Here is a 22,578-nt window from a genome sequence, read left to right on the forward strand (position 1 = left end):
ACTAGAAAGCAGACTCGTTTTTAATTTCGTAAAAATAGACTAGCTCTAGAAATTTTATTATAGAAAAGTTATTATTTTAAATTTAATTTAGAATAATAACTTTTTTGCTTTTGGTACTATCCTAAGTAAAGTACGCGTAATAAGACATAATTTATAGTTACTGAATATAAATTTATACGGACTTAAAAAAAAATGCAATAATATTGAATATTGATTATCGAATGCTATTTATTTCGTTTAAAATATTTGTCAGCTTCCCATTTCTATAGGTACGGATTTGGTTAAAGATGATTTAGCTATTTGAAATAAAATGGTATTCAAGGTCGAAAATTTTACGTTGGTCGAAAAAAAGATATAATAGGATTTTTAAATCTTTATTTTTGAGAATACTAATTATAGTCTTAAATATTGAATCATAATGACAAATATTAAATCATTTTTCGCTTTTATTATAATTTTAGTTAATGGCTGCACCTTATTGGCACAGACCAAACAATTGCCTAAAAAGAAACCCAATGTTATTATTGTTATCACAGATGATCAGGGGAAAGGAGATCTAGCCTGCGAAGGAAATCCTTACATTAAGACACCAAATATTGATTCATTTTATAAAGACGCAGTACGTTTTACAAATTATCATGTATCAACTACATGCGCGCCCACTCGAGGATCGTTGATGACGGGGCGACACAGCAATCGCATCAATGTATTTCATACAATAAATGGTAGGTCAATCCTTTTTGAAGATGAGGTTACATTACCGCAAATTTTTGCTCAAAACGGATATACAAATGCAATGTTTGGTAAATGGCATTTAGGAGATAATTATCCTTATCGTGCTGAAGATAGAGGATTTCATGAAGTTATTCGCCACGGTGGTGGCGGTATCGGTCAAGGACCTGATTACTGGGGAAATGATTATTTTGACGATACTTATTGGCATAATGGAAAAGTGGAAAAATATACAGGATATTGTACTGATGTATTTTTTGATGGTGCTTTAAACTTTATTGAAGCCAACAAAGACAAACCTTTCTTTTGTTACATTTCGTCCAATGCTCCACATTCTCCATATAATTTGCCTAAAAAATATCTGGATATGTACAAAGGCGCCAAATACAAAGATGTGAATGAGCGAGCATTGCGTTTTTATGGTATGATTACTAATATCGATGATAATTTTAAAAAGCTAGAAGACAAGCTAAAAAAACTAGGTATTGCAGACAATACTATTGTAATTTTTACAACTGATAATGGTACATCTGCAGGAGCTAATATTTTTAATGCAGGAATGAAAGGTGGTAAAGGAAGTGAATACGAAGGCGGACACCGCGTTCCCTTGTACATAAGATGGCCAGACGGAAAACTAACAGAAGGTAAGGATATTGATGCATTAGTTGCACATTATGATTTAGTGCCAACATTTGTTGATTTATTGGGGCTAGATTTTAATCCAGTAAAAAAGCTTGATGGAAAAAGTTTAAAACCATTATTGGTAGAAAATAATGCAGCTTGGGAAAACAGAATTTTATATATGGATACCCAAAGGGAGCAAAACCTTATAAAATATAAAAAATATACGGTGATGGATGACAACTGGCGATTGGTAAATGGCGATGAGTTGTATGATATGAGTACCGATTTGGGGCAAAATAAAAATGTAATTGATGCTCATAAGGAAGTCGCAGCTCGTCTATCTGTAGGTTACGAAACGTGGTGGGATTCATTTGTTGATGAAAAAGTAAATGAAAGATACGCATATATAAAAGTAGGTTCGCCAAAAGATAATCCAAGTCGAATATCGGCTCACGATATGGTTATTGGTAAATATAGCGACTCTTGGCATCAAAATGGTGCAATAGAAGCGGCGCAATCGCCATCAAAATGGAAAATTGAGTTTGTTGAAGATGGAGAATATACCATTAGTCTTCGCAGGTTTCCACGTGAAAGCGGATTAGCTATTAATGCTACTTTTCCTGCTCAGGAAGAAGCTATAGAATTTGACAAAACAGCCCCTGCGAGTGTCAAGGCAGATTTTAAAGAAGCTTTTTTATATGTTGCGAATATTTCTAAAACTATAAAAATAGAAGCAGGACAAGAAGAGGTAACTTTCAGCGGAAAAATTCCGGCGGGCAAATATGATATGGAAGCTCAGTTAATTGATGCCCTAGGGAGATTACATCCCGCCTATTATGTCTATATCGAAAAGAAATAAATGCAGCAACTCCCAATTATTGTTAACTGATCAATGCGACATTTTAAATTTGAATAAAAGATAGAATACTATAATACAACTAATTAAACCAAAAGAATAAAAATGAAAAAGCGTAACTCGTTACTGTTGGCAGTTTTTGGACTGTCGATATTATGTACAAGTTTTATAAATAGCACAGAAAAGACATCAGATGTTCCAAAAGAAAAAAAACGACCAAATTTTTTATTTGTTTTAGTCGATGATCAATCGCCTTTTGACTTACAAGTTTATGATGCCAAATCAATATTAGAGACACCAAACATCACTAAACTAGCCAATGAAGGTGTTATTGTAGATGATGCAAGACATATGGGGGCTGCGGTTGGTGCTGTTTGTACTGCATCAAGACACATGATTATGTCTGGACGCACGCTATGGCATTTACCTGAAAGTGGGGGACATAAAAATGAAGACAAAAATGTTCCAGATCATTTAGAAACAGAAACAATAGGTGCTATTTTTAATAGAGCAGGATATAAAACAATGCGAACTTGTAAAAAAGGAAATTCATATCCAGATGCTAATAAGCAATTTACAGTGGTGCGCGATGCTACAAAAAGAGGAGGGACTGAAGAGAGCGGTAGCGCTTGGCATTCCAAACAAGTTCTAGATTATTTAAATGATAGAGAATCTACCAAAGAAAACGATCCGTTCTTTATCTATTTTGGTTTCTCACATCCGCATGATACACGTGACGGAACACCAGAATTACTAGCAAAATATGGTGCTGTAAATCATAAAGATTCGGTTAATCGTCCTCCTGCAAATGCAAAACAACCACCATTGCAAGACAATTACCTTGCGGCTCAACCTTTTTTTCATGGTCATCCAAATCTTAGAGATGAAGATAATGTGAGTGGTGTGTGGAAGAATAGAGACGAACGCACCATTAGAAATGAATTAGGACGTGAATATGCGTGTGATGAAAACATCGACATTCAATTAGGGAAAGTACTTAAAAAGTTAGAGGCTATGGGTGAGTTAGACAATACTTATATTGTCTATACAGCAGATCATGGTATATCAATTGGTCGTCATGGTTTTATGGGAAAACAAAATTTGTATGAGCATACATGGAGAGTTCCCTTTATAATCAAAGGCCCTGGTATCGAAGCAGGAAAGCGCGTAAAAGGAAGTATGTACCTCCTAGATATATTACCAACATTATGTGATTTGGCTGGTATAAAAACTCCAGCTACTGTTGAAGGTAAAAGTTTGGTTCCAGTTTTAAAAGGAGAAAAAGAAGCACTTCGTGATGTAATGTATGGAGTTTATGCCGGAGGTTCAAAACCAGGAATGAGAACGGTAAAAAAAGGAGATTGGAAACTCATTAAATATGATGTAATGGACGGAAAAGTAAGAGAAACGCAATTGTTCAACTTGGCCAAAAATCCTAATGAGTACATTCAACAGCATCATAAAAAAGGAGAAATGGAAACTAATTTAGCCGGGAATCCAAAATACGCTTCTAAACTAGCAGAAATGGAGAAAGTATTATTAGAACAAATGAAATTACATGATGACCCGTATCGATTATGGAACCAGCCCAAAATCTAATATAATTTTTATACTAAAGTAAAGCTCTGTTCACAAAACAGGGCTTTACTGCTATAATGTAAATTCATATTTAGTTCTGTTTATTTTAGAAATAGTTCTACCGTAATGATACTTAAAATAGCCTCTATTAATTAACCACCTCAAAAGTTTAAATTTTTAAAAATTCAACCTTTATTCAGTGCTAGCGTAGGATTAAGTTGAACATACAGCCCAAAACTGGTAGTTCTCTCCATGATTTTGAGTAATTAATCCATGACAACTGGCTTGAAAAAGGATAATTTTAAGAATTATAACTAAACCAATATTTTATGATTAAAAAGACCGGATTATTAAAAGCAATTACACTTTTAATAACAATTAGTATGACTAGTTGCGCAACAGCCCAAAAAGATAAAACCCCATGGACTAATTTATTTGATGGGAAAACATTGAATGGATGGCATCAAATAGGAGGAGAAGCGAAGTACTCAGTAAGGAATGGGACGATTGTGGGGAGCACCGTGCACAACACTCCAAATTCATTTTTGACGACCGATAAAATGTATGGTGATTTTATTTTAGAACTAGATTTTAAAGTAGATCCAAGTATGAATTCTGGAATTCAAATACGTAGTAATAGCATTCCTGAATATAAAAACGGTCGTGTTCACGGCTACCAAGTAGAAATTGACCCTTCTGATCGTGCATGGAGTGGTGGGATTTATGATGAATCCAGACGTGGTTGGTTGAACATCTTAGATAAAAATCCAAATGCTCAAAAAGCATTCAAACAAAATGAGTGGAACCATTATCGTATTGAAGCTATTGGTAACACCATTAAAACTTGGGTTAACGGTGTTGCTGCAGCACATTTAATAGACGAAAAAACAGCGGCAGGATTTATTTGCCTGCAAGTACATGAGATACATGCAGATAAAAAAGAAGGAACAGAAATTGTTTGGAAAAATGTAAAGATCCTTACTGACAATGTTGCAAAATATGCTCAAAAATCACCTATCGAACCTATTATTACACAAAACCAATTAACAATTGATGAAGTTAAAAATGGGTGGAAATTGTTGTGGGATGGCAAAACTACAGAAGGGTGGAGAGGTGCTAAACTAGATAGTTTTCCTGAAAATGGATGGCAAATTAAAGATGGCGTTTTAAATGTTTTGTCTTCTGGTGGTGCAGAATCTACTGCTGGTGGTGACATTGTTACTACAGAATTGTATGGAGATTTTGAACTAACGGTTGATTTTAAAATCACTTCTGGAGGCAATAGTGGAATTAAATATTATGTAGATACAAATATTAATAAGGGAGAGGGATCATCTATTGGTCTAGAATACCAAATTTTGGATGACGCATTACATCCAGATGCAAAATTAGGTAATCAAGAAGGTAGTAGAACGGTATGTTCTCTATATGATTTGATTAAAGCTGATGCCAGCAAACCAATACATCCTGTTGGAGAATGGAATACGGCCTATATCATATCAAAAAACAATCATGTTGAACATTGGATAAACGAAGTGAAGGTTTTAGAGTACGAAAGAAAAGGTGATGCTTTCAGAGAATTGGTAGCAAAAAGTAAGTATGCTAAATGGCCTAATTTTGGCGAACTTGAAAAAGGTCAAATATTATTGCAAGACCATGGTGACTTAGCCTCTTTTAGAAACATCAAAATTCATTCTTTAAACACAACCAAAACCAACTAGTATCATGAGTTCAAACAGAAGAGATTTTCTAAAGAAAGCGGCCATTGGTGCTGTAGGTGTCACTATAGGATCAACTGCTGCTGCCAATGCCATGTCGGCAAAAAGTTATTCAAAAATAATAGGATCAAATGATCGCTTGCATATTGCAATACAAGGATTAGGAAGACGCTATGGCTCTTATATTCCTGCCATTGCAGATAAAAAAAATAATGTAGAGTTACATTATTTATGTGATGTTATGAAAAGTCAGCGTGATAAAGCTGCTATTAAACTTGCAGATAAATTAAGCAACAAACCAAAATTAGAAAACGATATTAGGAATGTCCTAAACGATAAGAAGATAGACGCTATTTTTATGGCCACTCCAGATCATTGGCATGCTCCTGGAGCTTGTATGGCGATGCAGGCAGGAAAACATGTTTTTCTAGAAAAACCATGTAGTCATAATCCGCAGGAGGGAGAACTTCTAGTAGCATATCAAAAAAAGTATGATAAAGTGGTGCAAATGGGGAACCAACAACGTTCCTCAATGCAGTCACAAGAGATTATAAAAGCAATTCATGAGGGTATAATAGGAGATGTGTACAATGCTATTGCCTATTATACAAGCAAGCGTGGTCCAGTACCACACCAAACCAAAGCAGCACCTCCAGAAGGATTGGACTGGGACCTTTTTCAAGGGCCAGCACCGAGAAGAGATTATACAGATGATACTTGGGACTATAACTGGCATTGGTACGGCTGGGATTATGGTACTGCCGAGATGGGGAATAATGCAACACATGAGTTGGATATTGCACGTTGGGCATTGGGTGTAAAATACCCAGAACATGTAAATGTAAATGCTGGTAAGTTTCAATACAAAGATGATGGCTGGGAAATGTACGATACCATGGAAGCTACTTTTCGCTTTGCAGGTAATAAAACCATTCAGTGGGACGGACGTAGTAGAAATGGCTATGACAAATATGGTGGAGGCAGAGGAACATTAATTTATGGTTCGAAAGGATCGACGATGATCAATCGTGACGGATACAAATTATACGATATTAAGGGAGACGTAATAAAAGAAAATGTAATTCCCGGAATTGAAGATGGAAATGCTCTTGGAGGAGGAGGTCAACTTTCTACGGCACATACCGTTAACTTTTTTGATGCTATTCGAGGAAAAGCAACATTGACATCGCCTATCGATGAAGGTGCAATAAGTCAAATGCTAACGCACTACGCTAATATAGCATCTAGAATTGATAATTCATTTGAAGTTGATGAGAACACGGGACGCATTTTTAATAAAGAAGCTATGAAATTATGGTCGAGATCTTACGAGCCAGGTTGGGAGATTAAACCGGTTTAAATCTGTAATTTCTTAGTACCTTAGTGATTCTTAAATCATACTATTTTGATTTTGAATATACTACTGCCAATAGCATCGCTTAAAAAAAGGTGAAAGTAATTATGTACTTAGCTTAATGAACACAAAATAGAATACATGAAAAGAAGAGAATTTATACTTAAAAGTTCCTTAGCAACTGCGGCTTTATCCACTTCTGCGGGAGCTTTGGGTAATGTTTTTGATTTTAAAAATGCCAATGATACCCTAAACATGGGAGTGATTGGTACGGGAGATAGAGGTACAGGAATGATTTCGAACATCAATAAAATCAAAAATTTTAACGTCGCAGCTTGTTGTGATGTTTTACCTTTTCGATTAGACAACGGATTAAAGATTGCATCCGGAAGAGTTAAGGGGTATAGCGATTACCGAAGACTGCTCGATGATAAAAATATAGATGCTATATTGGTATCGACTCCTTTCAACACTCATTCACAAATTGCGATTGATGCATTAGATGCTGGAAAACATGTTTACTGTGAGAAAACAATGGCCAAAGGTTTTGACGGCATCGAAAACTTAGTAAATAAAGTAAGTCAATCAAAAAATATTTTTCAGACAGGACATCAGTACCATAGTTCTGTTTTATATACTCATGTAGTTGAGCTTATAAAAAATGGTAAAATAGGTAAAATTGCCGCTTTTGAGTGCCAATGGAACCGACATGGAAATTGGAGACGCGAAGTACCAAGTCCAGAGTTAGAAAGACAGTTAAACTGGAGAATGTACCGAGAATATTCTGGAGGTTTAACAGCAGAACTTTCTTCGCATCAAATTGATTTTGCAAATTGGGTACTAGATGAAAAACCATATCAAGTTATGGGTACGGGTGGCGTAGATTACTGGAAAGATGGGCGTGAGACCTATGACAATACCCATTTGATTTATAACTACCCAAGTGGTGTAAAAGCTACTTTTAAATGTATAACAAGCAATGCTAATGATGGGTATCAAATAAAAGTGTTGGGAGACAAAGGCACAATTATTCTAGAATATGCAAAAGCTTGGTTTTATCCTGAGGGAACTTATAAAAAGGAATTAGGAATTGTAGATGGAGTATCGGGTGCTACAGTACTTTGGGAAAAAGGCCTTGGAATTCCGATAACTATAGATCATATCGAGCCTAGTGAGCAGGCATTGATGGATTTTAAAGATAGTGTGACTTTCAATAAAAAACCTATTTCAGACATTAAAACAGGAGCTAATACTGCTATCTGTATTCAGATGGGACTTGATGCTATGTATGATAACAAAATTGTAACTAGTCCTAAATTTTATTAATCGAAGATTATCAATTGTCAGTAGAATCTATTTTTCGCAAAATGGGTTCGTACTTTTTAAGAACAGCTTACTTTTAGTAGGCTGTTTTAATTTTAATTAAAACTACTTTAAATGAAAAAATGCATTCTTTTATTTTCCATCTTATCTGTATTTACGCAAGTAAAAGCTCAAAATGAAACGGATAAATTTGAATTAAAAACTACATTAATAAGTCCAGAAAAAATCACGAAAATAAATGAAGGACACTACTTCATAGACTTTGGAAGGGATTTTTTTGGTACCGTAGGCGTAACATCCAAGAGAGAACAAAACGATTCAATCATCTTTCGTTTAGGGGAGAAGCTAGAGACCACAAACAAAATAGATAGAAACCCAGGAGGGACTATTCGATACCAACAAGTTAAAGTAAATAGCTTATCTGCCAATCAATCTATTAGTTTGCAACTTACTCCAGATAAAAGAAATACGGGTAGTGCTGCAATTGTAATGCCCGCTGAGATTGGAGTCATTATGCCATTTAGATACCTAGAAGTAGAAAATCTAAAAGTTCCTATTGACGAAGTTGCATTTGTTCAAAAGGCGGTTCATTATCAATTCAATGATGATGCAAGTTATTTTTCATCTTCGAATAAAATAATGGATTCTATTTGGGACATGTGCAAACACACCATCAAGGCAACTAGTTTTACCGGTTTCTATGTGGATGGAGATCGTGAGCGCATACCTTATGAAGCCGATGCTTATATCAACCAGTTGAGCCATTATAGTGTAGATAATGATTACGGCATGGCAAGAAGAACCAATGCTTATTTTATGAGCAATCCTACTTGGCCTACAGAATGGTTATTGCATACTGTTTTAATGTTTCATACGGATTATATGTACACTGGTGACATTGGTCCACTTGAGGAGCATTACGAGAATCTAAAACTTAAAACGTTGATGGATCTAGAACGAGCTGACGGATTGATTTCATCACATTCTTCGAATCTAGATGAGGAATTAATTTTAAAATTAGGTTTTAAGAAAGCAAATGTAAAAATTAAGGATATCATAGATTGGCCTGGTGCACAAAAGGATACAGGTTGGAAACTTGCAATGCCAGAAGGCGAACGCGATGGGTATGATATCGTACCCGTGAATACCGTTGTCAATGCTTTCTACTATTATAATTTAAAATTAATGGTGGATATTGCTAATGCTATTGGAAAAAAAGAAGACGCTATATTTTTTAAAGACAAGGCAGAAAAAGTTATGGAGACTATTAATTCAAAACTTTTTAATCATGAAAAAGGATATTATTTAGATGGTGAAAACACTACGCATTCTTCTTTGCACGCCAATATGTTTCCTTTGGCTTTTGATTTGGTACCACAAGAACATGTGAAAACTGTTACCGATTTTGTAAAAACAAGAGGAATGGCTTGTAGCGTTTACGGAGCACAATATTTGTTAGAAGGATTATATAAAAATAATGAAGAGAAATATGCTGCAGCCATGATTTCTGATACTATTGGTGATCGCAATTGGTGGAACATGATTAAAATAGGATCGACCATGACGATGGAAGCATGGGATATGAAGTACAAACCAAATTCTGATTGGAATCATGCGTGGGGTACCGCTCCCTTAAATGTTATTACGAGATACATGTGGGGAATTCAACCAAAAACGGCTGGGTTTAAAACAGCAATGATTAAACCTCTACTGGGAGACCTTGAGAGTAGTAGTATAAAAGTGCCAACTATTTTGGGACCTATCACAGCTGATTATGTAGCAGCAGCCAATAATAAAAAACAGTATACCATCTCCATTCCAGAGCACATGACTGCAGATTTTGAAATTGGACAGGCTAAAAAAATCTATTTAAACGGAAAAAAAGTTAGCAAGAAAAAAGAAATAATTCAATTACAGCCAGGAAAAAATGTAATCGAAATTACTTCATCAAAGTAGAGGAATTACTTTTTAGAAGGATAAAAAATAACTCGTTGAGCGCCATTATTGATAGTGTGCTCAACGAGTTTCTTTTTTTTAAGATAATAATACATAAATTAATACGGTCAAAAATACGAGTACAAAGCCTGCTATTTTAACTCCCGACCAAGAATCTTCTTCGATCTCCGTAAGTTTAAATTCACTCTGAATTTCTGGATACATTCTTGAAACAGCAAACATAATTATAAAGTTCAGTACAAATTCAATTCCCCATAAGTGAATGAAGTGGATGTTCAATTCTAAAATAAAAGTAGTTAGGATATAAAAGACAAATCCAAAAAACAATCCTGCTTTGGCTCCTTTGGTTGTAATTTGTTTAAAGAATATACCCGCAATTATGATTGAAGAGATAGGAATAAAAAAGATTCCGTTTAATTTCTGTAACAGTTGATACAAACCATCTGGAGCATATGCTACAAGCGGTGCTACCGAAATAGCGATTACGGCAAGTACTACCGAGGATAATTTCCCATACCTTACAAGTTTTTCGTCGCTTACATTTTTATTGATATTTTTTTTATAAATATCGAGACAAAAGATAGTACTAGCAGAGTTCAATACACTATTAAAAGTGCTCAAAACGGCTCCCAATATGACAGCGGCAAAAAATCCGTAGAGGTAAGTAGGCAGTACTTTTTTGACCAATAAAGGATAAATCATATCTGGATTTTCATAATATTGATCTTTAAAGTAATAATAACTTATAAGGCCAGGAAGTACAATAATAATAGGCACAAATAATTTTAAAATACCAGTATAGATGAGACCTTTCTGTGCTTCAATCAAATTTTTTGCTCCAAAAGCGCGCTGGATAATAGCTTGATTCATTCCCCAGAAATAAATTTGGTTCACCATAAGACCTGTAAAAAGTACCGAAAAAGGCATCACAGAATCCGACTCACCGATTATATCAAACTTATCAGGGGCAAAATCGTAAACGGTACTCAAACCGCTAAAAAAATTTCCGTCACCAATTTGATACAGTGCAATAGCAGGAATAAGTAATCCACCGAGCATCAGACCAATCCCATTTAATGTATCCGAATACGCTACGGCTTTTAATCCGCCAAAAATGGCGTACAAAGAACCAATAAAACCAATTACGACTACAGTGTACACCAAGGATTCTTCTTTTGAAATCTGGAATAAGTTAGAGAAATCAAAGACACTTTCGATATTGATAGCACCAGAATACAAAACGATAGGCAATAAAGTAATTACAAAAGATGCCATTAATAAAAAGGCAACTACAGAACGTATAACGCCATCAAAACGTTTTTCTAAAAATTCGGGGATGGTGGTCAAGCCAAGTTTTATGAAGTGCGGAATAAAATAAATAGCAGCTATAACAAGAGCTATCGCAGAAGTTACTTCCCAAGCAATGACTATTATTCCGTTTCTGTAAGAGCTCCCATTCATACCAATTAAATGTTCGGTAGATATGTTTGTAAGTATCATTGACCCAGCGATGATAGGACCAGTCAAGCTTTTTCCAGCCAAAAAATAACCTTGGACCGATGTAAAACTTTCTTTTCGGAGTTTATAAATAGTGTAAAAAATAACAAAGAAGGTAAATCCAAAAAAACCTAGACATGTATATAACATAAGTTGATTTTTTTAATTAGAAATTTAACTTTTCTGGCAAATATTTAGAAACAAGTTCTTTGTAATAAGGCATTAGTTTTTTTACATCTGGTTTTACGGGTGCTTTGGTGTACAAATCATAAGGGTTGAATAGTTTTACCCATTCAAACATTTCCACATCTTTTTCATTCATCAAATGGGCATAATCATTTTCTCTATGTTGCGAATAAAAGGAGTGATAACGGATCATGTATAGGGCAGGATCAGGTAAATAATTTTTCATTATTTGATACAGATATTCATCGTGTCCCCAGCTCATCTTTACATTATCTAAACCGCAGTTTGGGCTGTAAACTCCAAATTTTGTATTGTATTTAGGATTTGTAGTATCAGGATTTTCAGAGAAAAATTCAGGATAAACAATCTTATCTGAAAATTTACAACCTACAGGGAAGGTGTCACCTACAACAGCCCATTGTGGCTCTCCAAACAAACACAATACTTTACCCAAATCGTGTATAAAACCAGTTAATATAAACCAGTCCGGATGGCCATCTGCTCGAATTGCTTCGGAGGTTTGCAATAAATGCTGCAGCTGATCTAAATCAATATCAGGATCACTATCATCAATTAGGGTGTTTAAAAAATCTACGGCTTCCCAGAGGGATAATTCTTTTTTATCAAATTTTAAAAATTCTTCTTCCTTGCTACAAACAAAATCATAAGTCTGGTACAAATGATTGATTCGGTAAAATTCTTTGACAGTTTCTAATCGTTCTGAATCGACATAATTTCGAAATTCTTCCTTTTCTTTTACAGTGGCATCGGGATCAGGATATCGCTCTTTCAAGTTGTCTTCCCAGTCGTCAATATTTTCCATGGGATTGTTCTGGTTCTTTAAATCTTTCATAGGTTTTTGTTTAGTTATTATAATTATTTAAAATTTTTTTAAGTGTCAAATCTTTTCGCATTCCGATAACTCATTTGTATATCTTAAAATTCTTCACTTCATTCGAAAAAAAAATACAGGAATGATTAACTGTTTTTGATGTTTATAAAATGAATTAACGGGTCTATAAAAACAAGTTTTAAAATGAGATTAGATGAAAAGGCATTATTCAAATTATACAGATAGAATTACATGTACTATTTCAAAAAAAGTCATTGTAATCTCCATAAAAATCATGCTCAAAAATGTCAAACAATAATTGAAAGTGTTCGAATGATCGAATGCTTTAGTGAAAATGTCGGGTCAAAGCGTTTTATTATCAGTTGATTAGATTTACTAATATAAAACTTAAAACCCTTTTTTAGATGGACAGATGCATCACATTCAAGGATAAATTATTCATTTTTAGATCGAAATTTACGCAGTACTAAACAGCTCGCTTTTCCATGTTTTTGAATAGATCGTCCATTTCTAAACTTAACTTTTATGCTAATTTTAACAAATCATTACTAACCATTATTAACTAAACTAACCAAAATGGAAAAACTTAAATTATTATTAACCGTGTTTTTAATAACGTTTTCAATTAACACATGGTCACAAACTACTCAGGTGAGTGGTACCGTTCTAGACGAATTAGGCATGCCACTACCAGGAGCCAATGTTATGGTAAAAGGAACAAAAAGTGGAGTTACTACAGATTTTGATGGGAACTTTACCATTGCTGCAGACAATAAGAAAGGTGTTTTACAGATCTCTTATATAGGGTTCACTAATAAAGAAGTAAGTTTAAATGGAGCTAAAAGTTATAAAATCAAACTTGGCTCTGATGCAACAGGACTAGATGAAGTAGCCGTGATTGGTTATGGCTCTGTAAAAAAATCAGATTTGACAGGGGCGGTTAAATCTTTAAACAATAAAGATTTGACAAGCCAAAAGAAAACAGATATCGGTCAAGCTTTACAAGGTAGAGTATCTGGTGTTGATGTTCAAACTTTGAGTTCAAAACCAGGAGCACCTCTTTCTATAAAAATTAGAGGTAATACGGTAATTACAAATACAACAGTAGACAATGACGGAGTTAGCGATGATGTCAACCGCGACTTGTCAAAACCACTTTATGTAGTAGATGGAATCTTTTTTAACAATATCAACATACTTAACCCAGCGGACATTGAGCAAATAGATATTCTTAAAGATGTATCTGCAACGGCGATATATGGTTCAAGAGGAGCAAATGGAGTTGTTATCATTACAACAAAAAATGGTATCGAAGGAAAAACAGAATTCTCATATGAGTCTACTTTTGGATTACGCTCTGCTACAAACTTACCAGACTTTTTTAATGGTGATGAATATTTAGATTTCGTAGATGATGCATTGAAAGCAGTTGTTTGGAGAGGAAAATTTACTACCAGTGGTGGAGTAGGTACTGTAGATGATTATAATAATGCAGTTATAGATCGTACAACGCAGATACAGACCAATAATACAGAAGCAGATAATGCAGATAGTGGAAAATATACTGATTGGGCAAAATTAATACGCAAAACAGGTATTCAAACAAGTCACAACTTGAGTATGTCTGGTGGTTCTAATGGGCTTGTGTATAGCGGATCATTGAGTTATTTAAAAGATGAGGGTGTTATAGGTATTGAAGGATACGATCGCTATAATTTAAGTGCTTCACTTTCTAAGAAAGTCAATGACAAATTAACTGTCGGAGTTAAATCTTATTTAGCATTTTCGACAAGGGAAGAGGGAAGTAGAGAATTGTTTAGAACTAGTTATAGATTAGCACCAACATTAAGTGCTTATGACACAAATGGGGAGATTATACCATTTCCTGATGCACAAGATAATTTTTTACCAAATCCATTGTATGAGTCAGAAGGGACATGGTTCACAAATACAAAAACGATTGATGTTATAGCAAGTGCATTTGTAAACTATAAACCAGCGAAATGGTTAAGTTTAAAAACACAGTTTGCGCCTAATATAAATACTACACGTTTTGGAGAGTTTCGCGGTTTATTGAGTAAATCTTCGGCTAATAATCCAGCATCTATTAGATCTTATTACAATACAGATTTTCATACTTCTTACACTTGGGATAATATTGCCGATTTAAATTTTGATATCAAAGAAGGTCATAATTTAAAAGCGACTATAATCTCTTCTATTTTTTACGACCATTATGAAGGTAGTGATACTGAAACTAGAAATTATGATACAGACGCTTACAGTTTCTACAATACAGGTGCGGGTACTGATATTAGAAATTATGATACGTATGCAACCAAAGAGACTTTATCTTCTTTTGCAGGTAGATTGAATTATTCGATCAACAATAAATATTTATTCACCTTCACAGGAAGATATGATGGATCATCAAAATTATCTGCTGGTAATAAATGGAATTTTTTCCCATCTGCTGCCTTTGCTTGGAAAGCTAGTAATGAGGAATTCTTAAAAAATATTAATTGGTTGAGCACGTTAAAAGTTAGAACGAGCTATGGTGAGGCCGGTAATGCTCAACGAGTTCCAGTATACAGCTCATTTCCTCTACTGTCAGCTTCAAATTATTTATTTAATACAACAATTGGATTAGGAAAAGATATTAGCACACTAGCAAACCAAGAATTGACATGGGAGGTTTCAAAAGAGTATAATTTTGGTCTTGACTTTGGATTCTTAAACAGTCGCATTAGCGGTAGTTTTGATTATTATAATAAGAAGACAGTTGGAAGTATTCTTTCTAGACAGTTGTCTTATATCACAGGATTTGGTACTTCTACAGCGGTGCCTTCTGCAATTGGTAATTTCGGTTCTGTTCGTAATAGTGGAGTAGAGATTGCATTAAAAACAGTAAATGTTAAATACAGAGATTTCACTTGGGCAACTAACTTTAATTATACTAAGAATACGAATGAAATCTTAAAATTAGATGGAAATTTAAATACAATTCCTTACGGACGAAATGGTGTACTTAATGTTGGGTCTTCTATTGATGCAGTATATGGTTACGAAAAACTTGGTATTTGGCAAATTGACGAAGCTCCAGCTGCAGCTGTTTATGGTGCCGTTCCTGGTTTGTATAAATTTAAAGATCAAAATAACGATAACATAATAAACCAAGCTGATAAAGTTGTTTTAGGTTCAAGAGATCCTAAATGGGTAGGTGGTTTAACAAATTCTTTTAGCTATAAAAATCTTGATATGAATGTTCAAGTAAATATTAGGCAAGGTGTTTACGGACATTCTGAATTTTTACAAAATTTTAATGCGCAGTCACCAACTTTTAATAGTTTGGATCTGAACTACTGGACACCTAATAATCCAACTGGAGATTATCCAATTCCAGGTTATGGAAATCAAAACAGTGGAGCAAGTAGCGCTGATGAGTGGTTTTTTGAAGATATGTCCTATGTAAGAGTTGGAAACATCGGACTAGGTTATAAATTTAATCAAGATTTATTAGATAAATTAAGTATGAATAATATGAGAATATCATTAGATGTTCAAAATCCATTTACGTTCACCAATTATAAAGGGCCAGATCCAGAAACGGGATTGCAAAACTCTTACAACATGACATATTCTGTTAGAACTGTATTACTTGGACTTAGCTTATCATTTTAATAAAAATATATATTATGAAACATTCAATAAAATTTAATATTTCCTATTTCTGGATTTTTTCAATGGTATTTTTATGCTCTTGTAACAATTACTTGGAAGAAGAAATTTATTCAGACCAAACTGCAGATTCGTTTATAACAGAAAATAATGCAGATCAATTAGTAGTAGCGACTTATACAGGCTTAAGAAGGATTTATACCAATTATGATTTCCAATTTTTAGGAACTGATATTTTCACAGCACAAACAGAGCTTTTTTCTATAACAAAGCAAAATGATTATGTCACTTTAGATTCTAGTCAAGGTTTAGAATACTGGGCATCAAATTATAACGTAATCGCTCAAGCTAATACGGTAATTAATAGATATGAAAATCAAATAAACTGGAGTACTTCAAAGTTAGGCGATAAAGCATATGGTATTGCTCAAGCAAAAGCGCTTAGAGGTTTGGCATTCTTTAATTTGGTACAACAATACGGAGGTGTAGTTTTACAATTAAACGAATCTTTAAGTATTCGATCAGATTATACAAGAAGTACTGAGCAACAAACTTACGAGCAAATAATAAATGATCTAGAAGCTGCCATTCCAAGTTTGCAAGACGTACCAGCTGCAGGACGTTTTTCTAAACGTGCGGCTCAACATTTACTTGCTGAAGTTTATTTGACAAAAGGATACAAATCTTATGGTAGCACTACCGATTTTAGTACTGCGGCTGCATTGGCAGAACTAGCTATTGGAACATATGATATTAGAACTCAAACGTATGCTAAAGTATTCGATATTACAAATCAAGTTAATGCAGAAGTATTATTTGCAGTACAAAATGGTACAACTGGAGATGTAAGCAATAGAACAAATACAAAACATTCTATTTTTATAAATGCTTTGAACAACTACAGTGGGATTAGTAGAACAAGCTCATATGGTCTACCAAACAGCACTTTTGTCGCAATGCCAACTCCATACTTTTATTCATTATTTGCTGCTAATGATACAAGAGAAGCGGTAACAATTAATCGTGTTTTATACGCAAATGAAGTTGCTACTTATGTTTCTTCAAACGGAACTGATAATGTTAAAGTGGGGGACACAGTAGTTTACTATCCTAAAAACGCACTTAGTGCTACAGATTTGGCCAAAAGATTGAACAGATATTTAGTGTATCAACCAACTGAATATTTATACGGATTGCCGGCAAATGTTGCTGGATCAATATACCAGTATAGTTCTAATATCAACAGAATTAACTTTCCGATTTTCAAGAAATTTGCTGATGTTGGAGTTGTTGGTAGCGAAAGTGGTTCCCGTGATACATTTATCTTTAGAGTTGCGGGTTCACATTTAGTTGCTGCAGAAGCATATTTAGCTGCAGGAAATGCAACTAAAGCATTGGAACATCTCAATAGAGTTAGAGAACGTGCAACTGGAGTTACTAATTTTTACACTGCAGTAACTGTTGATACAATTTTGAATGAACGTGCCCTTGAACTGGCAGGTGAAGACAATAGATGGGCTGTTTTAAAAAGAACAAGTAAATTAGAAGAGCGTATTAAACTTTATAATCCTCACGTAATTGATCATGGTGCTTATTCTGCAAGCACACATTCGCTACGACCTATACCTGCTATCGAGTTACAATTATCTCCGACAACGATGGTACAAAATAGCGGTTACTAATTAAAAGCCGATTAGATAATTAAACGCAGAGATTTTTATCTAGCAATACTTTGTTCAAATCATACAAGGTATAATTATACCCAAAAAAGGCAGACAAATTAATGTCTGCCTTTAATTAAAAAGGAAATATTTATTAAACGCAATTACTAGCACCTTTTAAATAAATGATGAAAAAATACAACAAAAAAAGAATAGTGTTTAGTCTTATTGTGGGGATGATTTTTCTTTTCTCATGCAAATCAAATGCGATAATTAAAACAAATTATTATTTAGTTTATGGTTCGAAAGCTTCAAAATTAGAGCTAAACAGCATAAACGATTTAAAAAACGACTTAAAAAAAGTCGTAAATGGTACGGTTACCACAATTTCGGATGCTACCGTATTGCCCAAAAACGGAATTTGTTTTATTCTGGGTACTCCAGAATCTAGCAAATTAATTGCTCAATTGGCCAAAGAAGGTACTATTTCAATTTCAAAAGATATTCCTGGTTCTAGGGGCGGAATATGGAATAAAGTAAAGAGTAAAAGTGGTTCTGAAAATATTGTATTATCTGGGTCAGATGTACAAGGACTTCAATATGCCATCTATGATTACTCAAAAGAAATATTGGGAGTAGATGCTCTAGAATATTGGACTGGCAAAACACCAAAAAAAATTAAGGATATTGATTTATTTAAATTCGAAAATAGAATCATTCCACCACCACAAATTCCAATACTAGGTTATTTTGAAAATGACGTAGATGAGTTGGCCAACTATAAAGGCAAATTATTAGAATACGACTGGGAAAGTTATACCGAGTTGATTAACTCTCTGGTAAGAATGCGATACAATGCTATTCAGTTATTCGACATGCTAGGTCGTCCTGAATTCTTTACTCGTCCAGAATATGTAGAATTAAAACCTGATTATAAATTAAGAACGACTTATGTGGATAGTTTGATCAACTATGCTCATGAAAAAGGAATGATGGTACAAATCGATATAAGTTTAGGGTACCAAATAAAACCATTAGATCAAGATAAAGCAGATTGTTGGGCAGAGAATAAGCAAGATTGGATTGCGACTTGGGCCTATTACTTTAAAGAGACACCGTTTAAAAAAGCAGACATATTTTCACTAAGACCTCGCAATCAAGTTTGGGATTGGGAGTATAAAAGTTCTTGTGGAGAAGACAAAATTGAAGTGTTTAATGAGGTTTATCAAGTTTTAGACAAGATGATTGATGACTTTAACCCAAACGCAAAAAAAGTATTGGTATGTTACGCAGATGGGATGGATATGTTTAACCAAAATTTCAGTCCACCCAAAGATTGGTTAGTAGCATGGTCAGATGATGGATTTGGAGGTTTCAAATATCTTCCAAAAAGTACCAAAGGCTATCAATTTGGGACATATATGCATGCTGGTTTTTGGTTGAATCATACAGTACATGATCCTTATCCTCAAAAGATTGATACTATCATGAAAAACATGGTGCGAGACTATCAGGCAGATCAATATTGTTTAGTGAATGGGCAGCAGTTTAGACCGTTTTTATTAAATATGGAAGCCTATTCTGAAATGGCAAAAGATGTAAAAGCCTTCGACGGAGAAGTTTTTTACAAGCAATGGGCAGAACGTTATTTTGGCAAAGAGGCAGCTGTATTTGCAATTCAATCGATGAAAAAATTACACGATGCACAAGCGGATCGAGGAGGTTATGTTGAGCACCTTTGGGAAATTAGAGAAACAGTATCTTATTTGTCAAATGCACCTATTCAACGTCCCGGTAAAACACCTATACCATTTGATTATGGTGTAGTTGAAACAGATTTTGAGCATGTAGAAAAACGTATTGAAATTCTGAAATCAGCTTTAGACGCTGCAAATAAAGGAAATAAACATATAGACAAACAAGACTTGTTTTATCACGATTACATTTTACTTCCTGTCAATCTCTATTTGGACTTATTAGAATTCGAAAATTGTTTGCATAAAATGGCACAATTCAAAAAAAGTTTTGAAGAAAAAGGAAACAAACAGGATATAACCCAGGCAATAAACTTGCTTGAGGATGCACAATTAAAATTAGAAATTATATACAAAAGGAGTTTAGAAGGTGATAAAAATCCAAAATGGAAAAATTGGTATGACCCAAAAATAAGAAGACCCAACAATGGTTTTCCATCTAATGAGATGCTTCAAGAGATAAAATCTAATTTAATGAAATTAAAAAACAATTAAATGAAACTAAAGAATTGTATTAGTAAAAAAGTCCTATTTCTGACTGTCGCTATTTTAACATTATATTCCTGCGCAAGGGAGCAGAAAAAAGAACTAAGCAAAAAATATTTATCTGATAAAGTGTACCCCCTGTTAGATACCGAAAATTCAAGATGGTTTTTCTTTTCATCTGCGAGTCGTCCTTTTGGGATGGTTAATTTAAGTCCAGACAATCAAATTGGCAGCGATTGGGGAAGCGGCTATAGATATAAAACAGATACTATTAAAGGTTTTAGTCATATCCATGCTTGGCAAATGTCGGGTGTTTCTATGATGCCAGTTACCATATCGGAAACAAATAAATCAAGTATATTCAAAGACTTTTATTCAAAGTTCAGTCACACAACAGAGAAGATCGCACCTGGTTACCACTCGTTGATTTTAGATCGATACCAAATCAAAGCAGAATTAACAAGTACAAAAAGAGTCGGTTTTCATCAATATACTTTTCCTAAGAATCAAAAAGCAGCACTGTTATTCAATTTGAATACTATGCTGGGAACATGTAAAAATTCCGGTGGGTTATTAGAGCAAAATGACAAAAACCAATTGTCGGGTCAAATCGTGATGGAGCCTACGCACAGGCGTCCAAAACCTTTGACTGTTTACTTTAAAGTTGAGCTTAACAAAGATATTGAGTCCGTTGATGTGGATAAAGAGACTGGCAATTATTTGGTTAATTTAAAGCCTACAGATGAGAAAGTTTTGGTCAAAGTAGGAATATCGTATACCTCTGTAACCAATGCAGCCAATAATATGAAATCGGAATTACCAGGATGGGATTTCGAAAATATTATTGACCAATCAAAAACAGAATGGAGTGACTTATTGGGTAGAATAGAGGTAAAAGGGAGTACAGAGATGGCACAGAGGAGGTTTTATACCGATTTATGGCATGCTTTACAAGGACGTCGTATTATTAACGATGTAAATGGTGCCTATCCAGATAATACGGGAACTACTTTTAGAGTGGGTCAACTACCATTAGATAAAAATGGAAAACCAGAATTTAATCATTTTAACTCAGATTCCTTTTGGGGAGCACAATGGACAATTAATACTTTATGGGGATTGGTATACCCAGAAATTATGAACGATTTTGTGCATTCATTAATGCAGTATTACAAAGATGGCGGCTTAATACCTCGTGGTCCATCAGGTGGAAATTACACCTTTGTGATGACCGGCGCTTCTACCACACCCTTTATTGTAACAGCAATTCAAAAAGGAATAATTACAAGCGATTTAGAAGGGATTTATCAAGCTTTGAAAAAGAACCATATTCTAGGAGGTATCATGGGTAAAGCAGGTTATGAGCACAAAACCAATTTGGGTGGCGGTTTAAAATATTATTTAAAAGATGGTTATGTACCTTATCCTATACCCGAAGGTGAATTTGGTGGACATCAAGACGGAGCGAGTCTTACCATGGAATATGCTTATCAAGACTGGACCTTGGCGCAGTTGGCCAAAAAACTAAATCATACCGATGATTATAATTATTTTTTAAATCGATCAAAAAACTACAAAAATGTATTTGATGATAAAATAGGTTGGATGCGTCCCAAAGATGTAGATGGCAAATGGTATGAGAATTATGATCCTTATGTTCATGAACATGGATTTATCGAATCAAATGGAGCACAATCTACTTGGTTTGTACCACATGATTTGGACGGTTTGGTTGAATTAATGGGAGGAAAGGAAAAAGCAATTCAGAAATTAGAACAACAATTTGAAAAGTCTGAAGAATTAAATTTCACAGCGGGAACTTCACACTCACAGGAATTGCATCCAGAGTACATGCGCATTCCTATAAACTACGGAAACCAGCCTTCTATTCAAACGGCCTTCATATTTAATAAACTAGGACGAGCAGATCTTAGTCAGTTTTGGTCTCGAAAGGTTGTGGATAAAGCCTTTAGCGGTTTGACTCCAGCAACTGGATATAATGGAGATGAAGACCAAGGATTAATGGGAAGTTTATCAGTATTGATGAAAATTGGACTTTTTCAAATGAATGGCGGCACCGAGAGCAATCCTGAATACCAAATAGGAAGTCCTATTTTTGACGAAATCATTATTAAACTAAATCCTAATTATTATTCGAATAAAACATTTACCATAAAAGCGACTAATAACAGCCCTAAAAATGTATATGTCAACTCAATAGAGCTTAATGGACAACCGATTAAAACCTTTTCTATTTTACAAAGTGATATTATAAAAGGAGGAGAATTAAACTTGAATATGTCTAATAAAGTTAAATAACCA

General features: G+C 34.4%; 12 protein-coding genes. 10 read left to right on the plus strand and 2 right to left on the minus strand.

The window, feature by feature from the left end; all coding sequences use genetic code 11:
* Positions 1 to 418 precede the first annotated feature (418 nt).
* From LXH21_RS11815 to LXH21_RS11840, 6 genes are all read left to right on the plus strand, one after another.
* Positions 419 to 2,215 carry an arylsulfatase gene (locus LXH21_RS11815; RefSeq protein WP_239866106.1) on the plus strand — a complete coding sequence of 599 codons (1,797 nt, stop codon included), beginning with the start codon at positions 419 to 421 and terminating at the stop codon, positions 2,213 to 2,215.
* A 102-nt stretch (positions 2,216 to 2,317) separates the two neighbouring features.
* Positions 2,318 to 3,811 carry a sulfatase-like hydrolase/transferase gene (locus LXH21_RS11820; protein WP_239866109.1) on the plus strand — a complete coding sequence of 498 codons (1,494 nt, stop codon included), beginning with the start codon at positions 2,318 to 2,320 and terminating at the stop codon, positions 3,809 to 3,811.
* Positions 3,812 to 4,173: 362 nt separating this feature from the next.
* The gene (locus LXH21_RS11825; RefSeq protein WP_394799577.1) at positions 4,174 to 5,511 is read left to right on the plus strand and encodes a 3-keto-disaccharide hydrolase; all 1,338 of its coding nucleotides are present in this window, start codon (positions 4,174 to 4,176) and stop codon (positions 5,509 to 5,511) included.
* Between the two features lie 4 nt (positions 5,512 to 5,515).
* Entirely contained in the window at positions 5,516 to 6,868 is a 1,353-nt protein-coding gene (locus tag LXH21_RS11830) for a Gfo/Idh/MocA family oxidoreductase (RefSeq protein ID WP_239866113.1), read from the plus strand.
* 135 nt (positions 6,869 to 7,003) lie between these two features.
* Positions 7,004 to 8,188 carry a Gfo/Idh/MocA family protein gene (locus tag LXH21_RS11835; RefSeq protein WP_239866115.1) on the plus strand — a complete coding sequence of 395 codons (1,185 nt, stop codon included), beginning with the start codon at positions 7,004 to 7,006 and terminating at the stop codon, positions 8,186 to 8,188.
* Between the two features lie 111 nt (positions 8,189 to 8,299).
* Complete coding sequence (locus tag LXH21_RS11840; protein ID WP_239866117.1) at positions 8,300 to 10,141, plus strand: family 78 glycoside hydrolase catalytic domain; 1,842 nt, start codon at positions 8,300 to 8,302, stop codon at positions 10,139 to 10,141.
* Between the two features lie 78 nt (positions 10,142 to 10,219).
* Here the strand turns inward: LXH21_RS11840 and LXH21_RS11845 are convergent, their stop codons facing one another.
* Entirely contained in the window at positions 10,220 to 11,788 is a 1,569-nt protein-coding gene (locus LXH21_RS11845; protein WP_239866119.1) for a solute:sodium symporter family transporter, read from the minus strand.
* Between the two features lie 16 nt (positions 11,789 to 11,804).
* A complete protein-coding gene (locus tag LXH21_RS11850; protein WP_239866121.1) occupies positions 11,805 to 12,677 on the minus strand; it encodes an inositol oxygenase in 873 nt (290 codons plus the stop codon).
* A gap of 576 nt (positions 12,678 to 13,253) precedes the next feature.
* On the opposite strand from LXH21_RS11850, the gene LXH21_RS11855 reads away from it, so the two are divergent.
* The 4 genes from LXH21_RS11855 (at position 13,254) to LXH21_RS11870 (ending at position 22,575) form a co-directional block, all read left to right on the plus strand.
* Positions 13,254 to 16,358: a SusC/RagA family TonB-linked outer membrane protein gene (locus tag LXH21_RS11855; RefSeq protein WP_239866123.1), complete on the plus strand. Its 3,105-nt coding sequence runs from the start codon at positions 13,254 to 13,256 to the stop codon at positions 16,356 to 16,358.
* Between the two features lie 14 nt (positions 16,359 to 16,372).
* Positions 16,373 to 18,037, plus strand: coding sequence for a RagB/SusD family nutrient uptake outer membrane protein (locus tag LXH21_RS11860; protein ID WP_239866125.1), 1,665 nt, complete (start codon positions 16,373 to 16,375; stop codon positions 18,035 to 18,037).
* A gap of 164 nt (positions 18,038 to 18,201) precedes the next feature.
* Positions 18,202 to 20,265: a glycosyl hydrolase 115 family protein gene (locus tag LXH21_RS11865; protein ID WP_239866127.1), complete on the plus strand. Its 2,064-nt coding sequence runs from the start codon at positions 18,202 to 18,204 to the stop codon at positions 20,263 to 20,265.
* Entirely contained in the window at positions 20,266 to 22,575 is a 2,310-nt protein-coding gene (locus tag LXH21_RS11870; RefSeq protein ID WP_239866129.1) for a GH92 family glycosyl hydrolase, read from the plus strand. It abuts the gene before it with no gap.
* The last annotated feature ends 3 nt before the right edge of the window (positions 22,576 to 22,578 follow it).

The organism is Flavobacterium algicola (assembly GCF_022399565.1).
Taxonomy (GTDB): Bacteria; Bacteroidota; Bacteroidia; order Flavobacteriales; family Flavobacteriaceae; genus Flavobacterium; species Flavobacterium algicola.

Bases quoted from the DNA above. Each gene is read 5' to 3' on its own strand.
- LXH21_RS11815 (WP_239866106.1), top strand. From the start codon at position 419: ATGACAAATATTAAATCATTTTTCGCTTTTATTATAATTTTAGTTAAT.
- LXH21_RS11820 (WP_239866109.1), top strand. From the start codon at position 2,318: ATGAAAAAGCGTAACTCGTTACTGTTGGCAGTTTTTGGACTGTCGATA.
- LXH21_RS11825 (WP_394799577.1), top strand. From the start codon at position 4,174: ATGACTAGTTGCGCAACAGCCCAAAAAGATAAAACCCCATGGACTAAT.
- LXH21_RS11830 (WP_239866113.1), top strand. From the start codon at position 5,516: ATGAGTTCAAACAGAAGAGATTTTCTAAAGAAAGCGGCCATTGGTGCT.
- LXH21_RS11835 (WP_239866115.1), top strand. From the start codon at position 7,004: ATGAAAAGAAGAGAATTTATACTTAAAAGTTCCTTAGCAACTGCGGCT.
- LXH21_RS11840 (WP_239866117.1), top strand. From the start codon at position 8,300: ATGAAAAAATGCATTCTTTTATTTTCCATCTTATCTGTATTTACGCAA.
- LXH21_RS11845 (WP_239866119.1), bottom strand. From the start codon at position 11,788: ATGTTATATACATGTCTAGGTTTTTTTGGATTTACCTTCTTTGTTATT.
- LXH21_RS11850 (WP_239866121.1), bottom strand. From the start codon at position 12,677: ATGAAAGATTTAAAGAACCAGAACAATCCCATGGAAAATATTGACGAC.
- LXH21_RS11855 (WP_239866123.1), top strand. From the start codon at position 13,254: ATGGAAAAACTTAAATTATTATTAACCGTGTTTTTAATAACGTTTTCA.
- LXH21_RS11860 (WP_239866125.1), top strand. From the start codon at position 16,373: ATGAAACATTCAATAAAATTTAATATTTCCTATTTCTGGATTTTTTCA.
- LXH21_RS11865 (WP_239866127.1), top strand. From the start codon at position 18,202: ATGATGAAAAAATACAACAAAAAAAGAATAGTGTTTAGTCTTATTGTG.
- LXH21_RS11870 (WP_239866129.1), top strand. From the start codon at position 20,266: ATGAAACTAAAGAATTGTATTAGTAAAAAAGTCCTATTTCTGACTGTC.